The sequence below is a fragment of the Ruegeria sp. HKCCD6604 genome (genome assembly GCF_013110635.1).
Lineage (GTDB): Bacteria > Pseudomonadota > Alphaproteobacteria > Rhodobacterales > Rhodobacteraceae > Ruegeria.
On record NZ_WVQW01000012.1, the window covers coordinates 1 to 19,742 of the forward strand.

The 19,742-nt window shown below is 54.7% G+C and carries 15 protein-coding genes and 4 pseudogenes; 9 read left to right on the forward strand and 10 right to left on the reverse strand.

All coding sequences use genetic code 11. From position 1 onward, the window contains the following. Window positions 1-49: 49 nt before the first annotated feature. From GS614_RS19755 to GS614_RS19765, 3 genes and pseudogenes are all read left to right on the forward strand, one after another. Window positions 50-133 (forward strand): annotated as a pseudogene (locus tag GS614_RS19755) (sugar phosphate nucleotidyltransferase); the annotation flags it as partial. A 133-nt stretch (window positions 134-266) separates the two neighbouring features. After that, window positions 267-1,664 (forward strand): glycosyltransferase family 1 protein, encoded by a 1,398-nt coding sequence (locus GS614_RS22510; RefSeq protein WP_171727138.1) that lies wholly within the window; start codon window positions 267-269, stop codon window positions 1,662-1,664. 164 nt (window positions 1,665-1,828) lie between these two features. Then, a pseudogene (locus GS614_RS19765) lies at window positions 1,829-2,279 on the forward strand (IS5 family transposase); the annotation flags it as partial. 60 nt (window positions 2,280-2,339) lie between these two features. Here the strand turns inward: GS614_RS19765 and GS614_RS19770 are convergent. The 3 genes from GS614_RS19770 to GS614_RS19780 form a co-directional block, all read right to left on the reverse strand. Next, entirely contained in the window at window positions 2,340-4,079 is a 1,740-nt protein-coding gene (locus GS614_RS19770; RefSeq protein ID WP_171233790.1) for an FkbM family methyltransferase, read from the reverse strand. A gap of 166 nt (window positions 4,080-4,245) precedes the next feature. After that, a complete protein-coding gene (locus GS614_RS22515; RefSeq protein ID WP_171233791.1) occupies window positions 4,246-4,566 on the reverse strand; it encodes a dTDP-4-dehydrorhamnose 3,5-epimerase family protein in 321 nt (106 codons plus the stop codon). A 185-nt stretch (window positions 4,567-4,751) separates the two neighbouring features. Beyond that, entirely contained in the window at window positions 4,752-5,477 is a 726-nt protein-coding gene (locus tag GS614_RS19780) for a hypothetical protein (RefSeq protein WP_171233792.1), read from the reverse strand. A gap of 398 nt (window positions 5,478-5,875) precedes the next feature. On the opposite strand from GS614_RS19780, the gene GS614_RS22385 reads away from it, so the two are divergent. Beyond that, window positions 5,876-6,823, forward strand: coding sequence for a class I SAM-dependent methyltransferase (locus GS614_RS22385; RefSeq protein WP_171230532.1), 948 nt, complete (start codon window positions 5,876-5,878; stop codon window positions 6,821-6,823). A gap of 3 nt (window positions 6,824-6,826) precedes the next feature. Here the strand turns inward: GS614_RS22385 and GS614_RS19790 are convergent, their stop codons facing one another. Genes GS614_RS19790 through GS614_RS19805 form a run of 4 tightly spaced genes read right to left on the reverse strand, consistent with a single transcriptional unit; the run spans window position 6,827 to window position 11,190 of the window. Beyond that, complete coding sequence (locus GS614_RS19790) at window positions 6,827-7,903, reverse strand: FkbM family methyltransferase (RefSeq protein ID WP_171230531.1); 1,077 nt, start codon at window positions 7,901-7,903, stop codon at window positions 6,827-6,829. Between the two features lie 34 nt (window positions 7,904-7,937). After that, the gene (locus GS614_RS19795) at window positions 7,938-8,744 is read right to left on the reverse strand and encodes a methyltransferase domain-containing protein (RefSeq protein WP_171617550.1); all 807 of its coding nucleotides are present in this window, start codon (window positions 8,742-8,744) and stop codon (window positions 7,938-7,940) included. 17 nt (window positions 8,745-8,761) lie between these two features. Continuing rightward, on the reverse strand, window positions 8,762-10,813 hold the full coding sequence (locus GS614_RS19800) for a glycosyltransferase (protein WP_171233793.1): 2,052 nt from the start codon (window positions 10,811-10,813) through the stop codon (window positions 8,762-8,764). Beyond that, a complete protein-coding gene (locus GS614_RS19805; protein WP_171230528.1) occupies window positions 10,810-11,190 on the reverse strand; it encodes a hypothetical protein in 381 nt (126 codons plus the stop codon). The genes GS614_RS19800 and GS614_RS19805 overlap by 4 nt, the downstream gene beginning before the upstream one ends. 307 nt (window positions 11,191-11,497) lie before the next feature. Here GS614_RS19805 and GS614_RS19810 point away from each other — a divergent pair. Then, a pseudogene (locus GS614_RS19810) lies at window positions 11,498-11,676 on the forward strand (transposase); the annotation flags it as partial. Between the two features lie 74 nt (window positions 11,677-11,750). On the opposite strand, the pseudogene GS614_RS22280 reads toward GS614_RS19810, so the two are convergent. Further along, a pseudogene (locus GS614_RS22280) lies at window positions 11,751-11,909 on the reverse strand (IS6 family transposase); the annotation flags it as partial. A gap of 113 nt (window positions 11,910-12,022) precedes the next feature. Then, window positions 12,023-12,704, reverse strand: a protein-coding gene (locus tag GS614_RS19815; protein ID WP_253285474.1) for an IS6 family transposase whose coding sequence is annotated in 2 segments (ribosomal slippage) — window positions 12,023-12,304 and window positions 12,306-12,704 — 681 coding nt in all. Because the reading frame shifts where the segments join, the coding sequence is not laid out codon by codon here. A gap of 334 nt (window positions 12,705-13,038) precedes the next feature. Here GS614_RS19815 and GS614_RS19820 point away from each other — a divergent pair. The 3 genes from GS614_RS19820 to GS614_RS19830 all read left to right on the forward strand — a co-directional run bounded on the left by GS614_RS19820 (window position 13,039) and on the right by GS614_RS19830 (window position 16,858). Then, on the forward strand, window positions 13,039-14,829 hold the full coding sequence (locus GS614_RS19820; RefSeq protein ID WP_171233795.1) for a radical SAM protein: 1,791 nt from the start codon (window positions 13,039-13,041) through the stop codon (window positions 14,827-14,829). 289 nt (window positions 14,830-15,118) lie between these two features. Further along, window positions 15,119-16,174, forward strand: coding sequence for a tyrosine-type recombinase/integrase (locus GS614_RS19825; RefSeq protein WP_171727139.1), 1,056 nt, complete (start codon window positions 15,119-15,121; stop codon window positions 16,172-16,174). A 480-nt stretch (window positions 16,175-16,654) separates the two neighbouring features. Continuing rightward, window positions 16,655-16,858, forward strand: coding sequence for a hypothetical protein (locus GS614_RS19830; RefSeq protein ID WP_171120538.1), 204 nt, complete (start codon window positions 16,655-16,657; stop codon window positions 16,856-16,858). A 4-nt stretch (window positions 16,859-16,862) separates the two neighbouring features. Here the strand turns inward: GS614_RS19830 and GS614_RS19835 are convergent, their stop codons facing one another. Further along, window positions 16,863-17,870: a replication initiator protein A gene (locus tag GS614_RS19835; protein WP_171727140.1), complete on the reverse strand. Its 1,008-nt coding sequence runs from the start codon at window positions 17,868-17,870 to the stop codon at window positions 16,863-16,865. Window positions 17,871-18,256: 386 nt separating this feature from the next. On the opposite strand from GS614_RS19835, the gene GS614_RS19840 reads away from it, so the two are divergent. Continuing rightward, window positions 18,257-19,684, forward strand: a complete 1,428-nt coding sequence (locus GS614_RS19840) for an AAA family ATPase (protein ID WP_171120533.1) — start codon at window positions 18,257-18,259, stop codon at window positions 19,682-19,684. Window positions 19,685-19,742: the final 58 nt, after the last annotated feature.

The following is a 19,742-nucleotide window of genomic DNA, read 5'->3' on the forward strand; positions in this document are numbered from 1 at the left end:
GGTGTTAAGTTGAGAGTAGAAACCTCTATTTACTGGCAAAGGTTGTTTGATCGTGTCCATCACTCCTGTTCTTCTCTGCGGCGGTTCCGGCACCCGCCTTTGGCCGCTGTCCCGGAAACCCTATCCAGAGCAGTGAATTGAAATCAGCACTACCTGATCATTGAGGGACAGGCGGATTGCCACTGGGAGATCTCGATATGTCCGACATACCGGCTGGGCAAGATAGGCGCACGTTCTTTTTCGATATATCAAGTTTGATCGGCTATGTGAGCAAGATCGACCGGTATTCCGGAATCCAGCGGGTCGTTGTGACCATGATCGTTGAAATGTCCAGGCTTGTGGATGCCGACCGGCTGTACCTGTCCTGGAGAGACAGAAAATCCGGACACTATCTGTGTTTGCCATTCTCACAGATCGGAGCTGAAGCATTCGCCTCGCCTGAAAGCATGCGCCGGATCTTTCGCCCGTCCGTGGCTCGGCGTGACAACCTGCCCCCTTTGAAAAAATATCGCACGAAACCAGTGAAGTATTATCTTCAGCGGGCTTGGTTGGATGTGGCGGCTCGTTTGGGGCATGATCGGCGTTTCCATAAATACAATATGTCCGCCAAGATGTGGCGCGACGCGCGAAAGGGCCGCAAGCAGGTAAAACAGCAGACCCTTAGCCCGGTGGAGTTCTCATCGCGCGCGCGCGCAGGTGATCATTTGGTGCTGCTCGACAGCGCATGGTTCTCGGAACAGATTGATATTTTTCTGCAAGCCCACAAGGCAGAGCTTGTGGTTCACTCCATGGTGTATGATCTGATCCCCATTGTCGCCCCGCACACGTGTGATGGAATGGGTCCGGCCAATTTCTACCAGTGGCTCTTGCGATCTCAGGAATACACGGATCATTATCTGGCAATTTCACAGGCAACCCTCAGGGATCTGAAAGATTTCTTTTCCGCACATGGTGTCGATACCCCTGCCACTGTAGTGCCATTGGCACAGGCCGCCTTGCCGTCGGGGGCCGATATGGGCCTGCAGAAGCAGGTGATTGGACCTCTATCGACAAATATTGCCACCGCAGCCTATCCGGGATTACGAGAATTGATCACGTTGGATGACAGCTTGCGCCATGTTGTTGCCAACCCTTTTGTTTTGTGTGTCGGAACCATAGAGGCGCGCAAGAATGCCTGGCGCATTGCCATGGCCTGGAAGGCCCTGTTGGACCAAGGATATGTGAATCTGCCCAAGCTTGTCTTTGCCGGACGTCGGGGCTGGTTGCGGCAGGACTTTGAAGACCTGTTGGAAGCAACCGGTAATGTCTACGGCTACGTCCGGGTTATTGACGGGCCCTCTGACGAAGAGCTCGACATGCTTTACAGCCATTGCCAGTTCTCCATCATGGCCAGCCTGTATGAAGGGTGGGGATTGCCGGTGGGCGAAGCGCTGGCTTATGGCAAGACAGCTGTGGTCGCGAACAATTCCTCGCTGCCCGAGGTCGGAGAGGATCTGGTGGAATATTGCGATGCGACCGAGGTTTCCAGCATTGCAGAAGCTGTCAAGCGTCTGATGGATGACGATCATCGTGCCGCGCTCGAGGCCAAAATCACCGCTGCTAATCTGCGCGACTGGGCCGATGTCGCCCGCGATCTTCATGCTGCCATAGGCCTATTTTCCTGAGCTTTCAAGCCGGGGGTACCACTGCTCGAACTTGGCACAGAGGGTTCCGTCGAGAGTGCGGGATTTAGGCGCAGGACCCATTGATTTCTGCCGTGCCGCATGATTCATCGCACCGAAAACGAGCGGTGGACATGTCTGACCTTTTTTGACTGACGGACGCGCAGATGGCGCGTCTTGAGCCCTTCTTTCCGAAGTTTCACGGCAAGCCACGCGTTGATGATCGGTGTGTATTAAGCGGGATTACCTTCATCGATTGCAATGGTTTACGGTGGTGCGATGCCCCTTCGGCCTACGGCCCGCACAGGACGCTGTACAACCGTTGGAAGCGGTGGAGGTGAGTGGCTGAACGCCACCGGTCCGAGAGAAGCCACGAACAGGGCATCCTTGCCGAGATGCTGATTGGTTTGGCCGCTGATCATGGTGAGGAGAAGGCGGTCATGATCGACGCAACATTTCTCAAAGCCCATCGCACGGCGTCCAGCCTTGCGGTGGAAAAGGGGGACGTGGCCGTCTGATTGGTCGCACCAGGGCGGTATAAACACAAAGCTGCACGCCGTCTGCGACAGCCAAGGGCGACCTCTGAACCTCTTTGTGACTGCCGGACAGGTCAGTGATTAATTGGCGCACGTGCTCTCGTTGGCTGCCCTCGTCATATACCGGCTATGAGTCCTGAGCCTAGCGCCACATCAGGAGATCTTTGAATTGCCAATCTGACCCAGATAGATATTCGATGATTTCATCGACTGAGATATCTTTTTCATCCCCCAGTTGGCGGTTGGGAAAACTTTCAAATCGTGCCCGGAGCGCATCCATGTCGAAATCTGGTTTTTCGATGCGCCAGATCTCGATCAAGGCGACATCGATCCGTTCCCAGATCTCCATGGGTGTCCGTGTTATGATAACTTCGTCAAAACCCTGCGTGTCCGATTTCCAGGCCAAGGCTTGTTTATGACTTACATGTTCGGCCATCCATTTCTGAGTATCATGCTGGCTGACGCGCACTTTTTCAAAGCTGCGCGCGCGCATGGCATCCTCATTCAAAGAGTAATTCCCGATGTTTTGCATGTCGCGATAGAATTCCACTATGCCATCTTCGCGGCCAAGGGCTGCGTTGAAAAACATTACGCGATCGGAGAACGGGGCAAGATTGAATTTTAGAGCCGCAAAGTTGTGATGGTCTGGTTCCACGCAAAGCGCATGCTCAATCTGATCGGACAGGACCTGAATTTGCCGGCTGAACATACCGATATTAGCGCCAATATCGAGCAGCGTATAGCGTCGGCCCTCTTTGAGGTGCCCAGCAAAGGCAGCGAGGTTTTCATATTCCCAACGCGCATCTGCAATGATGGCCGGGCTCATTGTCTTGTCATCCGGGACAAGCAGCCCCTGTCCCGCAGCCCCCAACGGGCCGTCTTTTTTCAGGGTAAAAAGAAGCCCGGTTCGGTCCAAAGTGTCATGCATGCTGTCTGGCAAGTCGCCCATGGCATTTATATTGCGGTTTTGTGCCGCCAGCGTTTTTTGTGTCTCATCCAGATCATAGGCCAAAGATCGGAACAGCGATGTGCCATGGCGATTATGGCTGAGCTCTATGGTTTCCCAATCATCGGGCAAATTGCCGAAACAGGCCACGATCAGCCCGTCTCCGCTGAAGGATTCATGTACGTCATGTTCCGCGACAATGCGGGCCCCGGATTTTTGCAGGATATCGATGCATTTCTGGTGCGTCAGGGGGTCACCGCTGATCTGATGGGCATGAGTGGAGACACAGACCCATCCGATTTTACCTTCTGAAAACAACAGCTTGCAGCTTTCCAGAACGGCAACCTCATGGCCTTGAATGTCGCAATGCAAGAGATCGAGATAGTCCCATTTTTCTGCGGACATCAGATGGGCAACCGAATAGCAGGTGCTGCGCATCTCACCGCTCGCCTCACCGAAAAAGGGCATGTCTTCGGCGAATTGAGGCCCTGCAAAGCCGGAAAGGAATTTGGGTGTCAGCCCATTGAGAGCGGCATTGGCCTGACCAACGGCCAGATGTGCCGGTTCCGGCTCAAGAACCACCGCTTTGCGATCGGGACTTTGGTTGAGGAACCACAGGCTGTAATAGGCCCAAAATCCGCCCAACTCTATCATTCGAGCCGAGGCGGGCAGTCTTTTGACAACCTCGTGGAAGACTCGTTCTTCTTGAGGTTCGTGGTGTCCTTTCGCCGCGCGGATGAGATTGCTCATCCACGCTCCGTAATAGCCACCGCATAGCACACGCAGCCCATTATGCATGATCTGGATGCTGCTGCCGTTTTCATCCTCATAGATGGCACCAGCATCGCTGACTTTTGGAATGGCATTTGCATCAGAGCATTGCAAAGCCATGGCAACGCGCTCCTCAAAAGATGCCACCGATGGCGGATATTTCATGCGAATACTCCCGAAATTTGCTTACCTGTTGTGTTTGCCGAGTTGCTTTGGAGTGTCAATAGAGACCCCCGGCAAACCCAACGCAGCGGAAGTCTCGTCAAGGTGCGATGCAGCAAGTTCCTTTGAAAATAAGTGTTCCGCGCGGCCAGTTGGGCGAATGTGAGTGCTATCCGTTCCAGGTAAGTGGATTATCCAAATCAGCCATCAGCGGGGCGGCAGCGTCCTTATCGCTCAGGACCGGTGCACCCGTTAGCGGCCAGTCGATTCCCAGGTTCGGATCGTCCCAGCGCACCGCGCGGTCGCAATCAGGCGCGGAGATGCTCTTATCGCTTTGAGGGGCGAATGGCCACCTCTGCAGATCTGGCTGGGATTGGTTTCGGCGCGGATCTATGTTTTGCGATCCTGCGACATGGTCGTACCGGAAGGGCTGAATCCATTTCAGAAATTCAAAGCCGCCGGTTCTGACCTTAAGGCGACGCGCGGTCACGGCCGGGCCAAATACCCCGCCACAGCCATTGGCTGCGCAGCCTCAGTTTTTGCCGCATTCTGCGCATGGTGCAGACAGAGAAATCCTCATCAACATGATGACCATTCGACCTGACCCTTGTGGCGCGCATTTTCAGCGGTAACCAGGACAGTCCCTGAACCCACAAGGCATAGGTCACCAGCTGCTCACTGCGCTGTGAGGCTGTCATGGCACAGCAAATCCGGACGCACAAAGAAGCAATGCTCTGCCCCTGAGCGCACGGCAAGTTCGGTCACTTCGTGCAAGGAATGCAGTTGCAGGACAAGATTGCGCAAACTCGCCCCGTTATTATACCAGTAGTCTCCGCATGACAGGATATCGCCCATCGGCCAGCGCGCAAACACATCTTCGGGCGTGTCGGTTAAGCAGTTTTCAAGCGGCAGCAAGGCGCTTGAGTTTTGCGCCGGATCTATGCTGCTGCGATACAAATGCGCAAGGCAGACTGCTTCGGACTTGGCCTTGAGAGGAGCGATCAGATGCTCTGCGATGCTCGGCGCGGGATGCTCTAGCGCTCTGGGCAGGCCGAAGAAACAAATCGCAACAGATTTCTTGGTCATGATGGCAATAGTCTTGCAGCCGGTCTTGGCTGCATGTTCAACAGATCTGCCCATGGGCGCTTTGGGCCGAGCCTTGTAAGGGACGGGACGTAGGGCTGAGCGGAACGAAATGCCCTCATAAAGAATTTCCGCACAAATACCCCTCAACATCAGTTTTGAAAAACCATTTATAATCAGCATATTGAGATGCACGGTCGATCTTTTAGCGGCATAATGAACGCATGAACGGCTCAAAAAAGCACCGTGCGAAACATAACACAAAACACTGATCGTTTCGCGCATGAGTTTTGCAACGGATTTTTCCCATGATTTCAATCATGCTGCCCCACCATGCGGAACGACAGATTTTTGGGACCCCCACTTTCGCATGGCAGTTTTGAGGCCGTTATCAGCCTCTTATGACGGGATGCCGTTCCGCTCAGCCCCACGTCCCGAAAAGGCGAACGCAAGCCTGTCGTAACACCCAAAAAAGCTGGAGCAGGCCAGAGCTCATTTAAGTGGCGGATTGACCGTCCGAGAGGCCGCAGCGCGCCTGAAAATCAGCAAAACCAGCCGCCACAACGTTCTCAGAGACCAGAAATCCGACTGAAAACGCGGATGTTCCCGTAAAGTTCGCGCAAGCCAGGCAATATAGCCACTTTTATGCAGTGACCCCAAAACCAAAAAGCTCTAAAGCCGCTTTATTCATTTAAAAAGAGACAAGGATACCTTCCGTGCGTTGGTTCAAAACCAAAAAGAACACTCCAGGGGCGGCCCCGCAGTCACTGGCCATGTCAAAACCCTTGCCCCCCAAGGCTGCGAAGGCACCAGAGTTCATTACACGGGCTCAAGCCTATAAAGAGCAACTGGAAACAGCCAAGAATTTTGATGAACTCAGTGCACTGTGGAAGAAATTCAGCTTTGCCTACACCATGCAGACGGATGATCCCTTCTCGGATGCATATCGCCAAGAGGTCACGGAGCTTTATCAAAAACTCGTCGACACGCCCTATGATGTTCAGAATGAATTGACGTCTTCACATCTTTCGGATGAGGCTTTTGCCCGTGGCTTTCCATGGACATCAGACAATCTGGGCGTCGTGGCGCATGAGATCGGCAAGGCGGTCCAAGGGTTTCGCGTTATCGCACAGCACGCTCCTCATGCCAAAAGCATCATAGAATTTGGGGCTGGTTGGGGCAATACGGCCATTCCAATGGCGCGGGCCGGCATGGATGTCTGTGCAGTTGATATCGACCAAGCTTTTTTGAAACGCATTGCCAATGAAGCAAAAGCGCTGTCCGCGCCCCTGCGCACTTATCATGCCGATTTCCTCGAAGCGGCGAGCAACCCCGGACAACGCTATGATGTGGCGCTGTTTTCATCGAGTTTTCACCACTGCCTCGAATTTCAGGACCTGCTTACCCATATCCGTGAGAATGTGTTGACAGAAAACGGTGTTATCGCCTTTTTTGCAGAGCCGATTTCCAACGGTTTTTCTTTCCCTTGGGGGCTGCGCTATGACGGGGAGGCTGTCTGGGCAATCACATGCAACAAATGGCTGGAACTGGGCTTTCGTGAAGACTTCTTTCTGGATCTCCTCAAACGTACGGAACTGCAGGGTGAAATGGTCCCCGACACCACAGGCCTTATGGGGCCAGCATGGCTTGCCCGCCCAATCTGATCTTTATCTCGGCAGTCTATAAGCGTTAGAGAGCGCTTGATAGGCTGCCGAGTGCATCCACTTTCTGAAAGATGCGCGAGGTTGACCACTGCGCTCCAGAACAATTCTGCGGGCGATAGAGCGAATGCGCCCTGAAGAGTGAAAAAGCAGGTTGGCCACAAATTTTTTCGGCTCTCCACTGACTTTGAAAAAGACAACCTCCATCATCCCACGAGAGGCCTGATAGGCGGCATCGGCCTCCAACTGTTTGCGTAGCGCCGAAAGCTCATTCATCAGTTCTGCATTCTGCGCTTCCATCTGGCGTTCGCGGATAGCTGCGGCGGTGATCTGTTGCTGCAATTCGGCAATTTGATTGCGGCGCTGCTCTGCCTCGACCATCGCCGTTTGCTGCGTCACACTCATGTAATCGTCAAATAAATTCGGCGGATAGGCAAAGGCCGGGACAAGACGATCATAATGTTCTGCCGCCAAATAATAGCGGTTCAAACCATCGCAATAGACATAGCGATAATCCGCCTCGGTCAACTGATGTTCCCAAAGGTGATGATTGGTCACCTGGGACATTGGCTCCATCGCTTCGATCAAGATGATCCAAGGCCGGAAGCGGCCCCAGTCATTGCCACGAAGGGCCTGGGCCTCATGGCCCTCCACATCGATTTTCAGGAAATGGATGTCGGACACATCACCCATATGGGCGTCACATAGATCGGTCAGAGTCGTCATCGGTGCCACAACAGTTTGTTTTTCAAACCCCGCCTCGACATGATTGGCAGCAATCTCGTCAGATGCCGTAGACAAACCGGCATTGCTCAAGATGTTGAGGCTCGCCTCTCCCTTGCTGTCACCAATCACAACGCCAAGGTTCGTGTCACGAATCCGCTCTTTGTTGAGCTCCTTCAAAAGCCTTGGATTGGGCTCCACATTAATTCCGCTCCAGCCGCGTTCATAAAATGCCAATGTGACACTATGAAAGCTCGGCCAGGCGGCACCAAGATCAATATAGAACCCCTTTTCGACATCCTTGAGGGCGCGCCAAAGAATGAGGTCTTCAAAATTCTGAGCATAGGAAACAAAAGTCATATCACCGCCTTCATGTGACGCCGCATTCTATCAATCAAATAGCTTTGCAGAGCAAAATGTAGTGTTCGCCGATATGTCCGAATTCCGGTCGATCTACGATACTGGGCCAGTAGTACCCAATCTCCGGCACAGCTTCATCCAGCACGGTGACCTCAAAACCAGCCTCTTCCAACTGCTTGACCAACTCGTCGCGCCCGAAAATCCGCATTTCGAGCACCGTGCCTGGGCCACCGTGGAAAACAACATGTTCATCATAAACCTGATAACTGCCATCGCTCTTTTTTGAGACAACCAGCCAGTCTTCCCCCATCTGGCATGTTGCAAAATCAACCATGCCCGGGAAGTGCTCGATTGTCTTTGGCGCATCACCAAACGGGGTCGAAAAGACAAGATGGCCGCCCGTTTTGAGCATCTTGCGCATGTTCGTGAACCCAGGCTCCAAAGGCTGCAGCACATGTTCAAAGACTTCGGTGCAGATCAGGAAATCACTACCTTGATAGTTTTGCCAATGCGTCTGTGAGACCACATCAAGGAATGGCTCTTGGTGAAAGAACGTATTGGTGAAGTCGAATTTCTCCGAAAGGACCCGCGCATATCCCTCCCACTCGCTCATTCCGATCCCTTTCACATGAGGGTCGGACGTAAACTGTTTGAGCGGAAGCGACTGCTTCATCAGGCCGAGGCTGAGAGCGTGAATAATCCCGCGAAAACGCGGCGTGGATCCGCAGCCGGAACAATTTGGGGCCTCTCGGTGAAAGGTGCCTGCAGCCTGGGTATTAGACCGACCACAGATATTGCAAGCAAAGGAGATTTGGTGGTCTGGAGAGAAGTCCGTTTTCATATGGCACCTGATAGTAACTAGCGCGTGCTGACAGAAGCATGTGCGGATGAGGTTTCAAAGCGCTGGGATGCTTTCTTTTCCATTGACACCAAAACATCGGCAAAACGTGCTTCAAAAGCCGCAAAAGAATAAAGCTGGGCTCGGGCCTGCGCATTGTCACGCAATTCGGTCAACTTATCCTCCGAATAGGACAGAAGCGCGCGCGTGATCTGCACAAGCTCTTCCCGGGAGCCATAATGGAACCCCGATATGCCGTCCTCGACAATCGTGGACGGCCCTCCATTGTTGACCACGACCGGGATGACCCTTGCTGACATCGCCTCTACGACACTGATGCCGAAATGCTCACAATGCTCAGGCCACTTTTTGACATCAACACCAAGACCCGCCCCATGCCAATAGATCGACGCGCGCTGCAAAAGCCCCGACAGGACAGAAACAGGGGCGTCGATATGGAATGAAACCGGCAGATCCCGAGCCATCTGTCGGCAATTGGCCAGATAGTCGCGATGGATCGGTTCGGGATGCAAAGAGCCAACAAGATCAAGGCTTGTATCTGCTCCCAGCTCGGACAGAGCCTTCATGGCCTTGACCATCTCATCCTGACGTTTGCAATGATCTCCGATAAAGAAACGGCCAATTCCGAGAATGCCGGATTTTGCCATCTGAGGATCGACCTCGGCAACGATCCCGACCGGTGGGGCCACCACATGAATGGCAGGCTCGGGTGCCTCGAAATGGCGCAACTGTTTGCGGATCTCTTGCTCGACAAATCCCGAATAACAGATCACCGCATCGTAGTCCTTGAGCAAGGATAAATGCTGCCGGGTATGATCTTCGTTGGTTTTGAAGGGAAATTGACAGCAAAACAGATTGATGTGCCCCATAGCGCGCGATGTCGGAACAAGCGAATTTCCCAGACAATAGAACAGATCAAATTGCGCACCCGCCTCTGCCTGGGTATGCGTGATGATGTCGATCCCATCCAGATCAAGGTCGAGTTGATCAAGAACCAGCGATATACGAAGCCGGGAGTAAAGCTCTGGCACAATGAGCGTCAGACCATAGCCCTGCGCGGCCAGCACTTTCATAATGCTGAACAGGTAGCGTTCTCCCCCTCCGGGGATAATATTATAGGGCGTATAGATTCCCGCTGTCTTACGCGCCGAAGCAACCCGGGCCGGCAGCAGTGGAGCAATATAGGATTTGCCGTCATGCACGCCGGTCGTCAGAAAGTTGTGCCAGCGATCAATGAACTTGGCCTGGTTGACCTCAACGATATTTTTAAGCTTGTCTTTAAGGCTCTTGTCAGCTGTCGTGGCATTTTCATGGTGGATGACCTCTGACCTAGGGACGTAATACGTCTTTTTCCCCAAAGTGCCTATCTTCAGGCACAGGTCACAGTCTTCGTAATAGGCAGGTTCATAACGGAAATCGAAACCCAGAACGGCGTAGAAATCCGCTTTGCGCATCAAAACAGTGGCCGCCGAGACGTAGTCGACAACCCGCATTCTATTAAAGCGCGGCTGATCAGGGGACTGGAACTTACCAATCTGAACGGAGAACCCTTCGGGATCGAGAAGCACTCCGGCTTCTTGCAATTCACCGCTTGGATAGATGAACTTGGGGCCTACGCATCCCGCATCGGGATGAGTGTCGAAAACATCGACCAGAGGCGGTAGCCAATCAGGCGTCACGATGACATCATTGTTCAAAAAGAGCAGGTATGTGCCTTTGGCAAATTCCGCTCCGATATTGTTCCCCTCACCAAAAAAGCGATTGATCGCAAGCGGAATAAATTTGTGCGGCCCTTCATAAGCCGCAAGGCGCTTTTGGTTTTCTGGAGAGCTGCCATTGTCAACAACAATAACTTCGTACGGGATGCCTGTCGTGTTTTTCCAAATACTTTTCAGACAGTCGATCGTCATGTCTGGCTTGTTGAGATTCAAAATAATGATCGAAACCAAAGGGGCGTCGCTGCTGTAATCAGAAGCGTTTTGCGGGGAGTCGTCTGACATTTCTGTCTCCGAAAAAATAAGCGCGCTATCTGCAGCACAAAGAGCATTCATTTTTTATTTGCTTGCATCTGAAGTTCGGGCACGAAATGTGGACGAGGAGAACCGTCCTTCTTGAAAACAATTCTTTTGGCATATCCGCGCGCCTTGCCATTGGACTTGAAAAAGGCAACTTTGAACAGCTTTTTGGGCTTTCCGGTTTTGCGGAAAACGATCCGCTTCCAGAGTGTGTCGCGGATAAATGTGTGACTTGGAATAGTTACAGGGCGCACAATCCCGGTTTGCCGCAGGATTTCTCTGATCTGCAGTTGTAGTTGCATTTCTGATTGATGAAAAGCAATTTCCATCTGGCGCATATCAAAGGCATGCTGTCTTTGAAGGGCTTCTACCTTTTCATTCAGCGCCGCGACCTGCCGTGCAAGCTCTTCCATTCTGCCCCCTTGTCCGGACTTGATTTGTGCACCGTGCAGCATGCCTTACACAACCATCCCTGCGAAGCACTCTGTCGCTGTCTTGGCATCCGAAATACTACGTGGGTTCTTATAAAGTTGCAAAATACAAGTGACAAGAGACCAAGCAGACCCCAAGCAAATCACACTATTCCAAGCCTTTACGCCGGCAGAACGTAGAACCCAAACCCGGACCATGACACGGGCCGTACAAACCGATCCAAAATCGCTTTGGCCACCTGTAGGGCTTTGAAACCAGCCCGGCACCGCTCGTTTTTGGAGCCGTGACTTGGGCGACCTTTATTGGCTGACTGATGAGCAGATGGCCAAGCTCACCCCTTTTTCCCAAAGTCGCACGGCAAGCCTCGGGATGATGATAGGCGGGTCTTGAGCAGGATTATCTTTACCAATCGCAATGGGTTGCGCTGGCGAGATGTGCCCAAGAAATACGGTCCACATAAGATGCTCTGTCTGAAGTCAGACAAAAACCGAACCAGAGCCTCCGTTACGAAACTGCTTGCGCTGTCCGGAAAACTCTGACGACGGACAACCCACCGGCTTAGGGTCGCATGATCAAACTGCACGTCCCTCTCCGCCATGATTTCTACAAGGTCGCGGTGCGAGACCCCAAAACGGACGTAGAAATAGACCGCGAACAGGATCACAGATCGTGGATAGTGCATACCCTTGAAACTGATCATCAGACATTCCCAAGCGTTGTCGCAAGCCAAGCTCCAGTTGGATCAAAACGCGCGAAGGTGCGGTTTCGTTGCAAAGTTTTAGGTCAGCCAAATAGATCTGCGATCGCTTCAGTTCAGATTGCCAACTCGGAAAATTGACGAAACGGGCAGAGTCCGGGCGTGAACTGGCCTTTACGGATCATGTGCGCAACCTCGATACCCGCCAGAGTCGCTGATGCCGAAGCAAAAGACTTGAAGCCGAGCATCGGGCGGGTTCGTCTCTTGATGAAACGATGGTCCTGTTCCACGATGTTGTTCAAGTATTTCCGCCTGACCATTTCAATTGGGACCGGGCAACCAAAACCTTTTAGCATCTTGTTGATGGCCTTGAGGCCAGCGGTGTTAGCTCCACATTTTGTCAATGACAATCTTTCTCGGAAGGCCGTTGACCTCCAGCATTCGGGCGAAGAACATGGTGGCCGCGGGTTTGTTTCGTCGCAGGGAAAGCATGAAATCAAGCGTCTTGCCGTGCTTGTCGACGGCTCGATAGAGATAGACCCAGTTGCCTTTCACCTTGATGTAAGTCTCGTCCATTCTCCAGGAGCGGTCGCACGGTCCCTTTCGACGACGCGCCGCTTCAGCGATTGCGCCTGCATACCGCGTCACCCAGTGATTCAGCGTCGTGTGATCCACTGCAACGCCTCGCTCATGCATTATCTCTTCTAGATCGCGATATGACACACCGTATCGGACATAGAAGAACACAGCGAAGAGGATTACATCTTTCGGATACTGCGCGCCTTTGAAAGAGATCATAAAAAAGACTTTCGACTTCAATGTTTCGATTTCCATTCACTCGACGCACTTATGGGCGTCAACGGTCAAAAGTTTGCAACAGAGCCTTCGGATGTATCCCCGGCTGCCCCGAAACACACGTCATGGACGAAACCCCTTACTCTCCCTTGTCCGGGCATATGCGGGCACCATGTGCCCCTGCGACCGGAAAGGGTTTTACACAATAGATTACAGACTCCGCGCCTCTGATCTGATATTGTTCAAGGCTGAGCCATACTAAAACATGGCCATCATATGGCAGGTGCGCAGTACGTCAAAGGTATCCTCGACAAAGATACGTCGGGAGGGTGAGTGGATGTACGAAGCAATTGGCCAGCCTGCTGGCGAAGAAAATTTTGAAAGCACTGAAACAGCCGTAACCGACAAGGTTCTCATCGTCACGGGTGGGGCTACGGTTGGCGGCAGCATGGTGGAAAGCAACAGCACCATCGTCGATGCCCTTGGCCGACAATTGGGCATCATGCGCACGTCCTCGGCCATCTGGCAGGATGTGGCGCTGAAGGCGGTCAGCGCCGAAATGCTGTTGGCCCGCACACTTTTCAAGCGGCGGCCGAAATTCCGGCGGGCGCCTTACCGCGCCGCAGTCGAGCGGTATTTTTCATCTCAATCCTATGTCAGCGCGCCTGAACTGACCGAAGTCGTGCTTGCAGGCGATCTGCGCAAGGAAGGGATTGCTTTTGAAGCGACCACTTTCGCCGGGCTTGCTGATGCCGAAACACGCAACCGACTTCTGGGTGAATGCAAATGCGTCTTTGTTTCAAGCACATTGATGCGAGATATGAGCGAGCTCATACCGCTGGTTAAGATGCTGAAACAACCGCATAACAAGGTTGTTGTCGGGGGTGCCCTGGTTTCACTTTTGCATGATGACTGGACACATGTTCCGGGTGCCGATCTTGTCGCCATCGGCTATGGGGAAATGCTTGTTCCCGTATTGGCACGCTGGATCAAAAGCGGCTATCGCGACATTGAACCCCCTGAAAACGGTCGCGTTGTGGAACGTCTGGGCAATACGCTGGTCTACAGCGGCAGCCCATCCGGAAAAAGCCTCGACTGGCTGCCCACTCCGGACTGGAAACTGGCCGAGGCATATCACGGCCGCAGTTTCGAGATGATCAATTATGAATCCGTCCGCGGCTGCCCCTATCGGTGTTCTTTCTGCAATTTCCCCTTCCTGTTCGAAGACACCATGTTCCGGGTCAAATCCGCCCGCAAGATTTTCGACGACTGGATGATCTACGCCAAGGGAGGAGCAAAGATCATCAATTGCATGGACAGCCTGTTCACCATCCCGCCCAAGCGCCTCAAGGAACTGTGCGAGCTGTTGATCGAAGCAGGCAGCCCGGTCGGCTGGACCTGCTATGCGCGCGCGGGTGATCTTGCCAAACCGGGCACCGCAGCGCTGATGAAAGCGGCAGGCTGCCAGCTGGTGCACATCGGATACGAGACCGGCGATCAGGGCGTTTTGGACAACATGAACAAGAAATCCGATGTCGGGCACAATGTTCAGGCGCTGATCAATTGCCGCGAAGCGGGGCTGACAACGGCCATTACATTGATTGTCGGTTTCCCGGGCGAGACAAAAGCCAGCCTGCGCGAAACACTGAAACGTTTGAAAGAAGCGCCGCCGGACCTGTTCTTTGGCGGAGGCTTCAACACCCGCATGGTGTCCATGCCCGTACTGCAACCCGATCAACGGCGACGTTTCGGGCTTGTCACACAGCTCGATCATCTGTCCTCTGCGCCTTACTGGAAGCATGACACCATGTCCTGCCGAGACGTGCCCAGCGGGTTGCGCTGGCTCAACCGCAGCTTGATAGAAGAGAAAGTCGCGCTGGAAGGCAGCCTCTTTTATGAGGGGCTTTTGGGATATGATGCTTCTGACCGCGACGACCTGCTTGGTTTTCAGGCCGATCTTGTGGCGACGCTGGGACCGTTGAAATACGGGTTCGATCTGGCCCAACAGGTTCTTCGCGGAATTCTGCATTTCGATGTCTGGCGCAAGCTCCGGCACATAACCCCGGAAACCGAGATGCGAACCCCTCAGATAGACCGTACTCCTGAGCAGGTCGAACAGGCGGGATAAGAGGCCGCCAAATCCGCTCAGACTGTTTCAGAACCGGGCTGTGCAGCAATTGCACCGGCATGGTTGAAGGCTGCGGCCGAGTACGCTGTGACGCAGAAGGAAGGGGGCAAAGTCACGATCCTTTTGCTTCAGCGGGCTCAACAAACTAGAAGCCCTGCCAATATTACGCTCATTATCCCCTTGTTTTGTTCACTTGTTTCCTGATCCGGATATCATTCATTCACATTTGATAAGTACCCCTTATCAAGTTTATTTGATTTTGCCGCGAAATGCGCGCAGAGTGGTTGCCATGAAGCCCCCTGCCCCATATCTCCCCGCCGCCGCCCCTGCCCTGTCGCAGGCAGATCAGGACGCGCTGAGTGATCTTTATATCCGCGGCACCCCCGCCAATACGCTGCGGGCTTATGAACGCGATCTGATCTATGTGACGGCGTGGAAAATGGCGCGCTTCGGGGCGGCGCTGGACTGGCCCGAAAGTGAGGCCACGGCGCTGGCCTTCATCCTTGATCATGCGCGCGATCTGGGTGATGCGCCCGATGAGGATATTGCGCGTCAAACCGCGGAGGTGCTGATTGCGCAGGGGCTACGCAAATCGCTGGCCTGCCCGGCGCCGTCGACGCTGGACCGGCGCATTGCCTCCTGGCTGGCCTTTCACCGGATGAAGAATCTGACCAGCCCGTTTGATGCGCCGCAGGTGAAACAGGCCCGGGCCAAGGCGCGCCGTGCGGCCGCCCGCCCCCCTGCCCCGAAATCCGCCCATCCCATCACCCGTGGCGTGCTGGAACAGTTGCTGGCCACCTGCCGCGGCTCGCGGCGCGATTGCCGCGACCGGGCGATCCTGATGCTGGGCTGGGCCAGCGGCGGGCGCCGCCGGTCCGAGATCACCGGGCTGATGCGCGAAGATGTCTCGCTGAAGGAATTCGACACATCCGGCGTCGCCTGGCTGTCGCTACTGGAAACCAAGACCACGGCCAAGGGAGAGACGCCGCGCCTGATCCTGAAAGGCCGCGCCGCCCAGGCGCTGGTGCATTGGATCGAGGTTGGTGAGGTTGCCGACGGACCGCTCTTTCGCCCGATCTCCAAGGCGGACCGGGTGCTGAAACGCCGTCTGACCCCGGATGCGATCTATCAGATTGTCAAACATCGTCTCAGGCTGGCCGGATTGCCCGAGGATTTCGCCTCGCCGCATGGATTGCGGTCTGGCTTTCTGACCCAGGCCGCGCTGGACGGTGCGCCGATCCAGGCCGCCATGCGGCTGTCGCTGCACCGCTCCATGGCGCAGGCACAGAAATACTATGACGACGTGGATATCGCCGAAAACCCGGCGGCGGATCTGTTGGGGTAGATCCAAACGCCCTTCTGGCGGCATGGGTCGAAGCCCTGTTCGCGCCCCTCGCCGTTCGGCACCCTGATTGCGTATCCCGGGCGTTTGCTTGCCTTTGAGTGAAGTCACCGGAAAAGCACGGAAGAATTGGCGGCGCCGGTCAAAATGGCCGTGGGCGATACCGGCTGCATTCTGAAATCAAATCGAGATAGGCGGACCTTTGCACGTCTTGAGGAACCTCCATTGCCATAAATGGCTGTCCCTCATAAGTTACACATCAGAAAAGCAAGGCATGTTCATGTCTCACAAAAAAAACACGCTGTGTCGCACGAGTAGTGGAGCAATGCTCCTTCCGGTAAAAATAACCAAATTTTAACCTCTGGTGGTTCAAAGTTTTGCCATGATTTCATCGCGGAATCATTTTGGGCATCTGCTCAATGGCATGACGGCGCCCACCTGGGTTTGACCAGACCAAGACCATAGCCGGAGGACTTGGAGAAGATGATTGGAATTATCGGGATAGCCATTCTAGTTGGCCTGTGCGCCGGCGGGTTTGCTTTGATTTCCGGTGCATCCATCCTGATGGCTCTGGGCAGCTACATCCTCTTCGGCTGGCTGTTCATCATTGCAGCCCTCATTGTTATAGGCGCCGTCAAAATCGTGAAGACACGCGTGCAGAAACAAAACCCCGCCTATTCCAGCTAAGCGCCTAGCCCCGTCCGGCGACCCTTTTGGCCACATAGCCCAGAAACGCGCGCTGCGGGTTTCTGATCTGTGGGCGGCCTGACGCGGCCCAATAAGCCAGCCAATCCGCTTCCAGCGCATAGACATCGCGGCCCGGCGCCATTGCCCTGGCCTCCTCCAGCGCCTGCGGCGGCAGGATCGGCTTGTCCGGCCCCTCGACCACCTGACCCCGGCGCGAGAACCGGATCAGGTCGCCCGGCTCTTCGGTCATCTCATAATCGGGCAGGTGGTCGGCTGCGATCATGTCACGGATCATCTTGCGGAACACCCGCCGGGGTGAGGCCGAGCCGGACTTTTTCAACAGCACCTCGACCGAAATCCGCCATTCGGGCTGACGCCCGCAATGTTTGCGCGCCAGCTCATAAATCCTCCGCTCGAGCGGTTTGCGCAGGCGGAAGTAATCGCGGCTGAGGGTCAGCACCGATTTCGCCAGCACCGCGCGGAACAGCCAGTCCGACAGTTTCACGCTGACGCTGGCCATCCGCCCCGCCCTTGTGTGACGCACGATTTCCCAGCTCTCGATCAGGCCGAACCCCGTGGTGGTTTCCGTTTCACCCGTCACAATGTTGGTGGTGATCCTTGTGCCGGCCAGCCGCTCGAACGCTTCGCGCAGACGCTTGTAACCGTCACCGCTGGTTTCGCGGTTGGTGGCCACCAGCAGATCATGCGCCTTCAGATGCAACACCCGGCTGACCGTCCGGCCCGCATTGATCGCCGCCATCAGCTGGCTGATGCAAAAGATCAGGATGTCCTTGTCGTGGATCGTCGCCAGACCGCGCACCGAAGGCGTCACCGTGATCTCGACCCCGTTATGTTCGTAATTGAGGATGCGCCGGTCCGGCCGGGTCGAGAGCGAAAACATAGGATGCTCCATCGAACCCATATCTGTCTTGGGCAGCGCATCGAAGATATCGCATACAAAAAAATCGCCCGTTGGGTGCCGGTCAGGCAACAACGCCCCTGACCCGCTCATACTGCCCTGCCCATATGTCCTGCCCGAATCTTTGTTCGTGGTTTTATTGACGCTCACCGTAGAGTTATCCACAGGAGGCGTAAAGCCGCCGGAACGTGGGTTCAGAGTCACTGCAACGTGGGATCAGAGTCACCCTATCGTGGGATCAGATTCAGTATGATCTGCGAGAAATACAAAAACCTCTTTTTTTTCTTATACTTAATAGAGTTCAAATTCAGCCGTAACTAATAAGATAACAGGATTCTAACTGAACATTTTTTTGCTATACGCCCAAAAGCAGCGTCTCGAAGGCTTTCTACCCTTTAATTTTGCTTAGAAAATTCGGTTTTGTGCTCATAATGCTTTCACATACCTCCTTTTGTGGTATATTGATGAAAACATAGCACATGGGCAGTATTTCAATGCGAGCAGCAACGTCCGAGGGGCTTCCCCCGTATTTCAATATCGACCCGGATCTGGCCTATGCTGAACTGGGCGACCCAACTGGAACACATGAGTTCTCGCAAATCGCGGATGCCTGTGCGCGGGGGCGTAGCGACCTGGCGAACCGGGGGCTGGAAGAAAACGGTCAGAAAAAGCTGCGCCTGTTTTCGACCTGGGAAATCACCAAATATCTGATCCCTGTCGCGCCCGCTCATTTTCGCCGGGTCCTGAAAGGCAATCCGGATTTGCCCCAGGGACAGTCCGAAACCGAAGGCGGTGCCAAGTGGTTTACGCTGGATGAGGTTCTGCGGCTGCGGGCGCATTTCGCCTCGGAAGGATCCAAGGCAAAAGAATACCGCCCCTACCGCCCCGAGGGTCTGCCCGCCAAGATCGTGTCCGTGGCCAATTTCAAGGGCGGTGTTGGCAAAACCTCGACCTGCGCGCATCTGGCCATGTCGGCGGCTCTGGACGGTTACAAGGTACTGGTCATCGACCTGGACAGCCAGGGTTCGATGACGTCGATCTTTGGCGGCAAAGTCAGCGATGAATGGCAGACGGTGTTCCCCTTGCTCGCCCGCCACTACGCCACCCATCTGCGCCGCGACAATCAGGGGCGTCTTGACCGGGGTGAGGCCCCGCATCCGATCGACGATACCCTGTCCGAGGCGCTGAAGACCCGCAGCCGCGATCTGATCCAAACCACACACTGGCCGAATATCGATCTGATCGGAGCGCAGCTGAACCTCTATTGGGCGGAATTCCAGATCCCGGTCTGGCGGATGCAGGGCCGCAGCTGGAAGCTGTGGGATGCGCTGACAGATACGCTGGACGAAGATGGGGTGCTGGACGATTACGATATCATTTTCATCGATACCCCCCCTGCCCTTGGCTATCTGACGATCAACGGGCTGGCGGCTTCGGATATCCTTCTGGTGCCCATGGGGGCCTCGTTCCTGGAGTTCGACTCCACGGGGCGCTTCTTTGACATGCTGCATTCCACCTTCCAGTCCATCGAGGATGGCGAGAACATGGCCGCCCGCGCCCTGGGGCGGCCCGAGATGGCGTTTCAGTGGGATGCGGTGCGCACGATCATCACCCGCTATGACGGCAGCCAGCAGGCGGAGCTGGCCGGGCTGATGCAGGCCTATCTGGGCCGGACCCTGTCGCCACACTGGCAGGGCTACACGGCGCTGATCGGTCAGGCGGGGGAACAGGTCAACGGTATCTACGAGGCCGATTACCGCGATTTCAACCGCGAGACCTATGTGCGCGGGCGGGAAACCTTTGATGCCACCTATGCCTCGTTCAAGAAGCTGCTGATCGGCGTCTGGCGGGGCGAAGAACGGGCCCGGCAGGCCGAAGAGGCGGGAACACCGGAATTGTCGCTCTGAGCGCGATGTTTCGCGCGCGAAACACGCCTGCCACGTCCCGCAACAGAGTCTGATCCGC

Excerpts from the sequence above, each read along its gene's own strand:
- GS614_RS19770 (WP_171233790.1), bottom strand. The coding sequence starts at position 4,079 with ATGAAATATCCGCCATCGGTGGCATCTTTTGAGGAGCGCGTTGCCATG.
- GS614_RS19790 (WP_171230531.1), bottom strand. The coding sequence starts at position 7,903 with ATGACTTTTGTTTCCTATGCTCAGAATTTTGAAGACCTCATTCTTTGG.
- GS614_RS19795 (WP_171617550.1), bottom strand. The coding sequence starts at position 8,744 with ATGAAAACGGACTTCTCTCCAGACCACCAAATCTCCTTTGCTTGCAAT.
- GS614_RS19800 (WP_171233793.1), bottom strand. The coding sequence starts at position 10,813 with ATGAATGCTCTTTGTGCTGCAGATAGCGCGCTTATTTTTTCGGAGACA.
- GS614_RS19805 (WP_171230528.1), bottom strand. The coding sequence starts at position 11,190 with ATGGAAGAGCTTGCACGGCAGGTCGCGGCGCTGAATGAAAAGGTAGAA.
- GS614_RS19820 (WP_171233795.1), top strand. The coding sequence starts at position 13,039 with ATGTACGAAGCAATTGGCCAGCCTGCTGGCGAAGAAAATTTTGAAAGC.
- GS614_RS19825 (WP_171727139.1), top strand. The coding sequence starts at position 15,119 with ATGAAGCCCCCTGCCCCATATCTCCCCGCCGCCGCCCCTGCCCTGTCG.
- GS614_RS19830 (WP_171120538.1), top strand. The coding sequence starts at position 16,655 with ATGATTGGAATTATCGGGATAGCCATTCTAGTTGGCCTGTGCGCCGGC.
- GS614_RS19835 (WP_171727140.1), bottom strand. The coding sequence starts at position 17,870 with ATGAGCGGGTCAGGGGCGTTGTTGCCTGACCGGCACCCAACGGGCGAT.
- GS614_RS19840 (WP_171120533.1), top strand. The coding sequence starts at position 18,257 with ATGGGCAGTATTTCAATGCGAGCAGCAACGTCCGAGGGGCTTCCCCCG.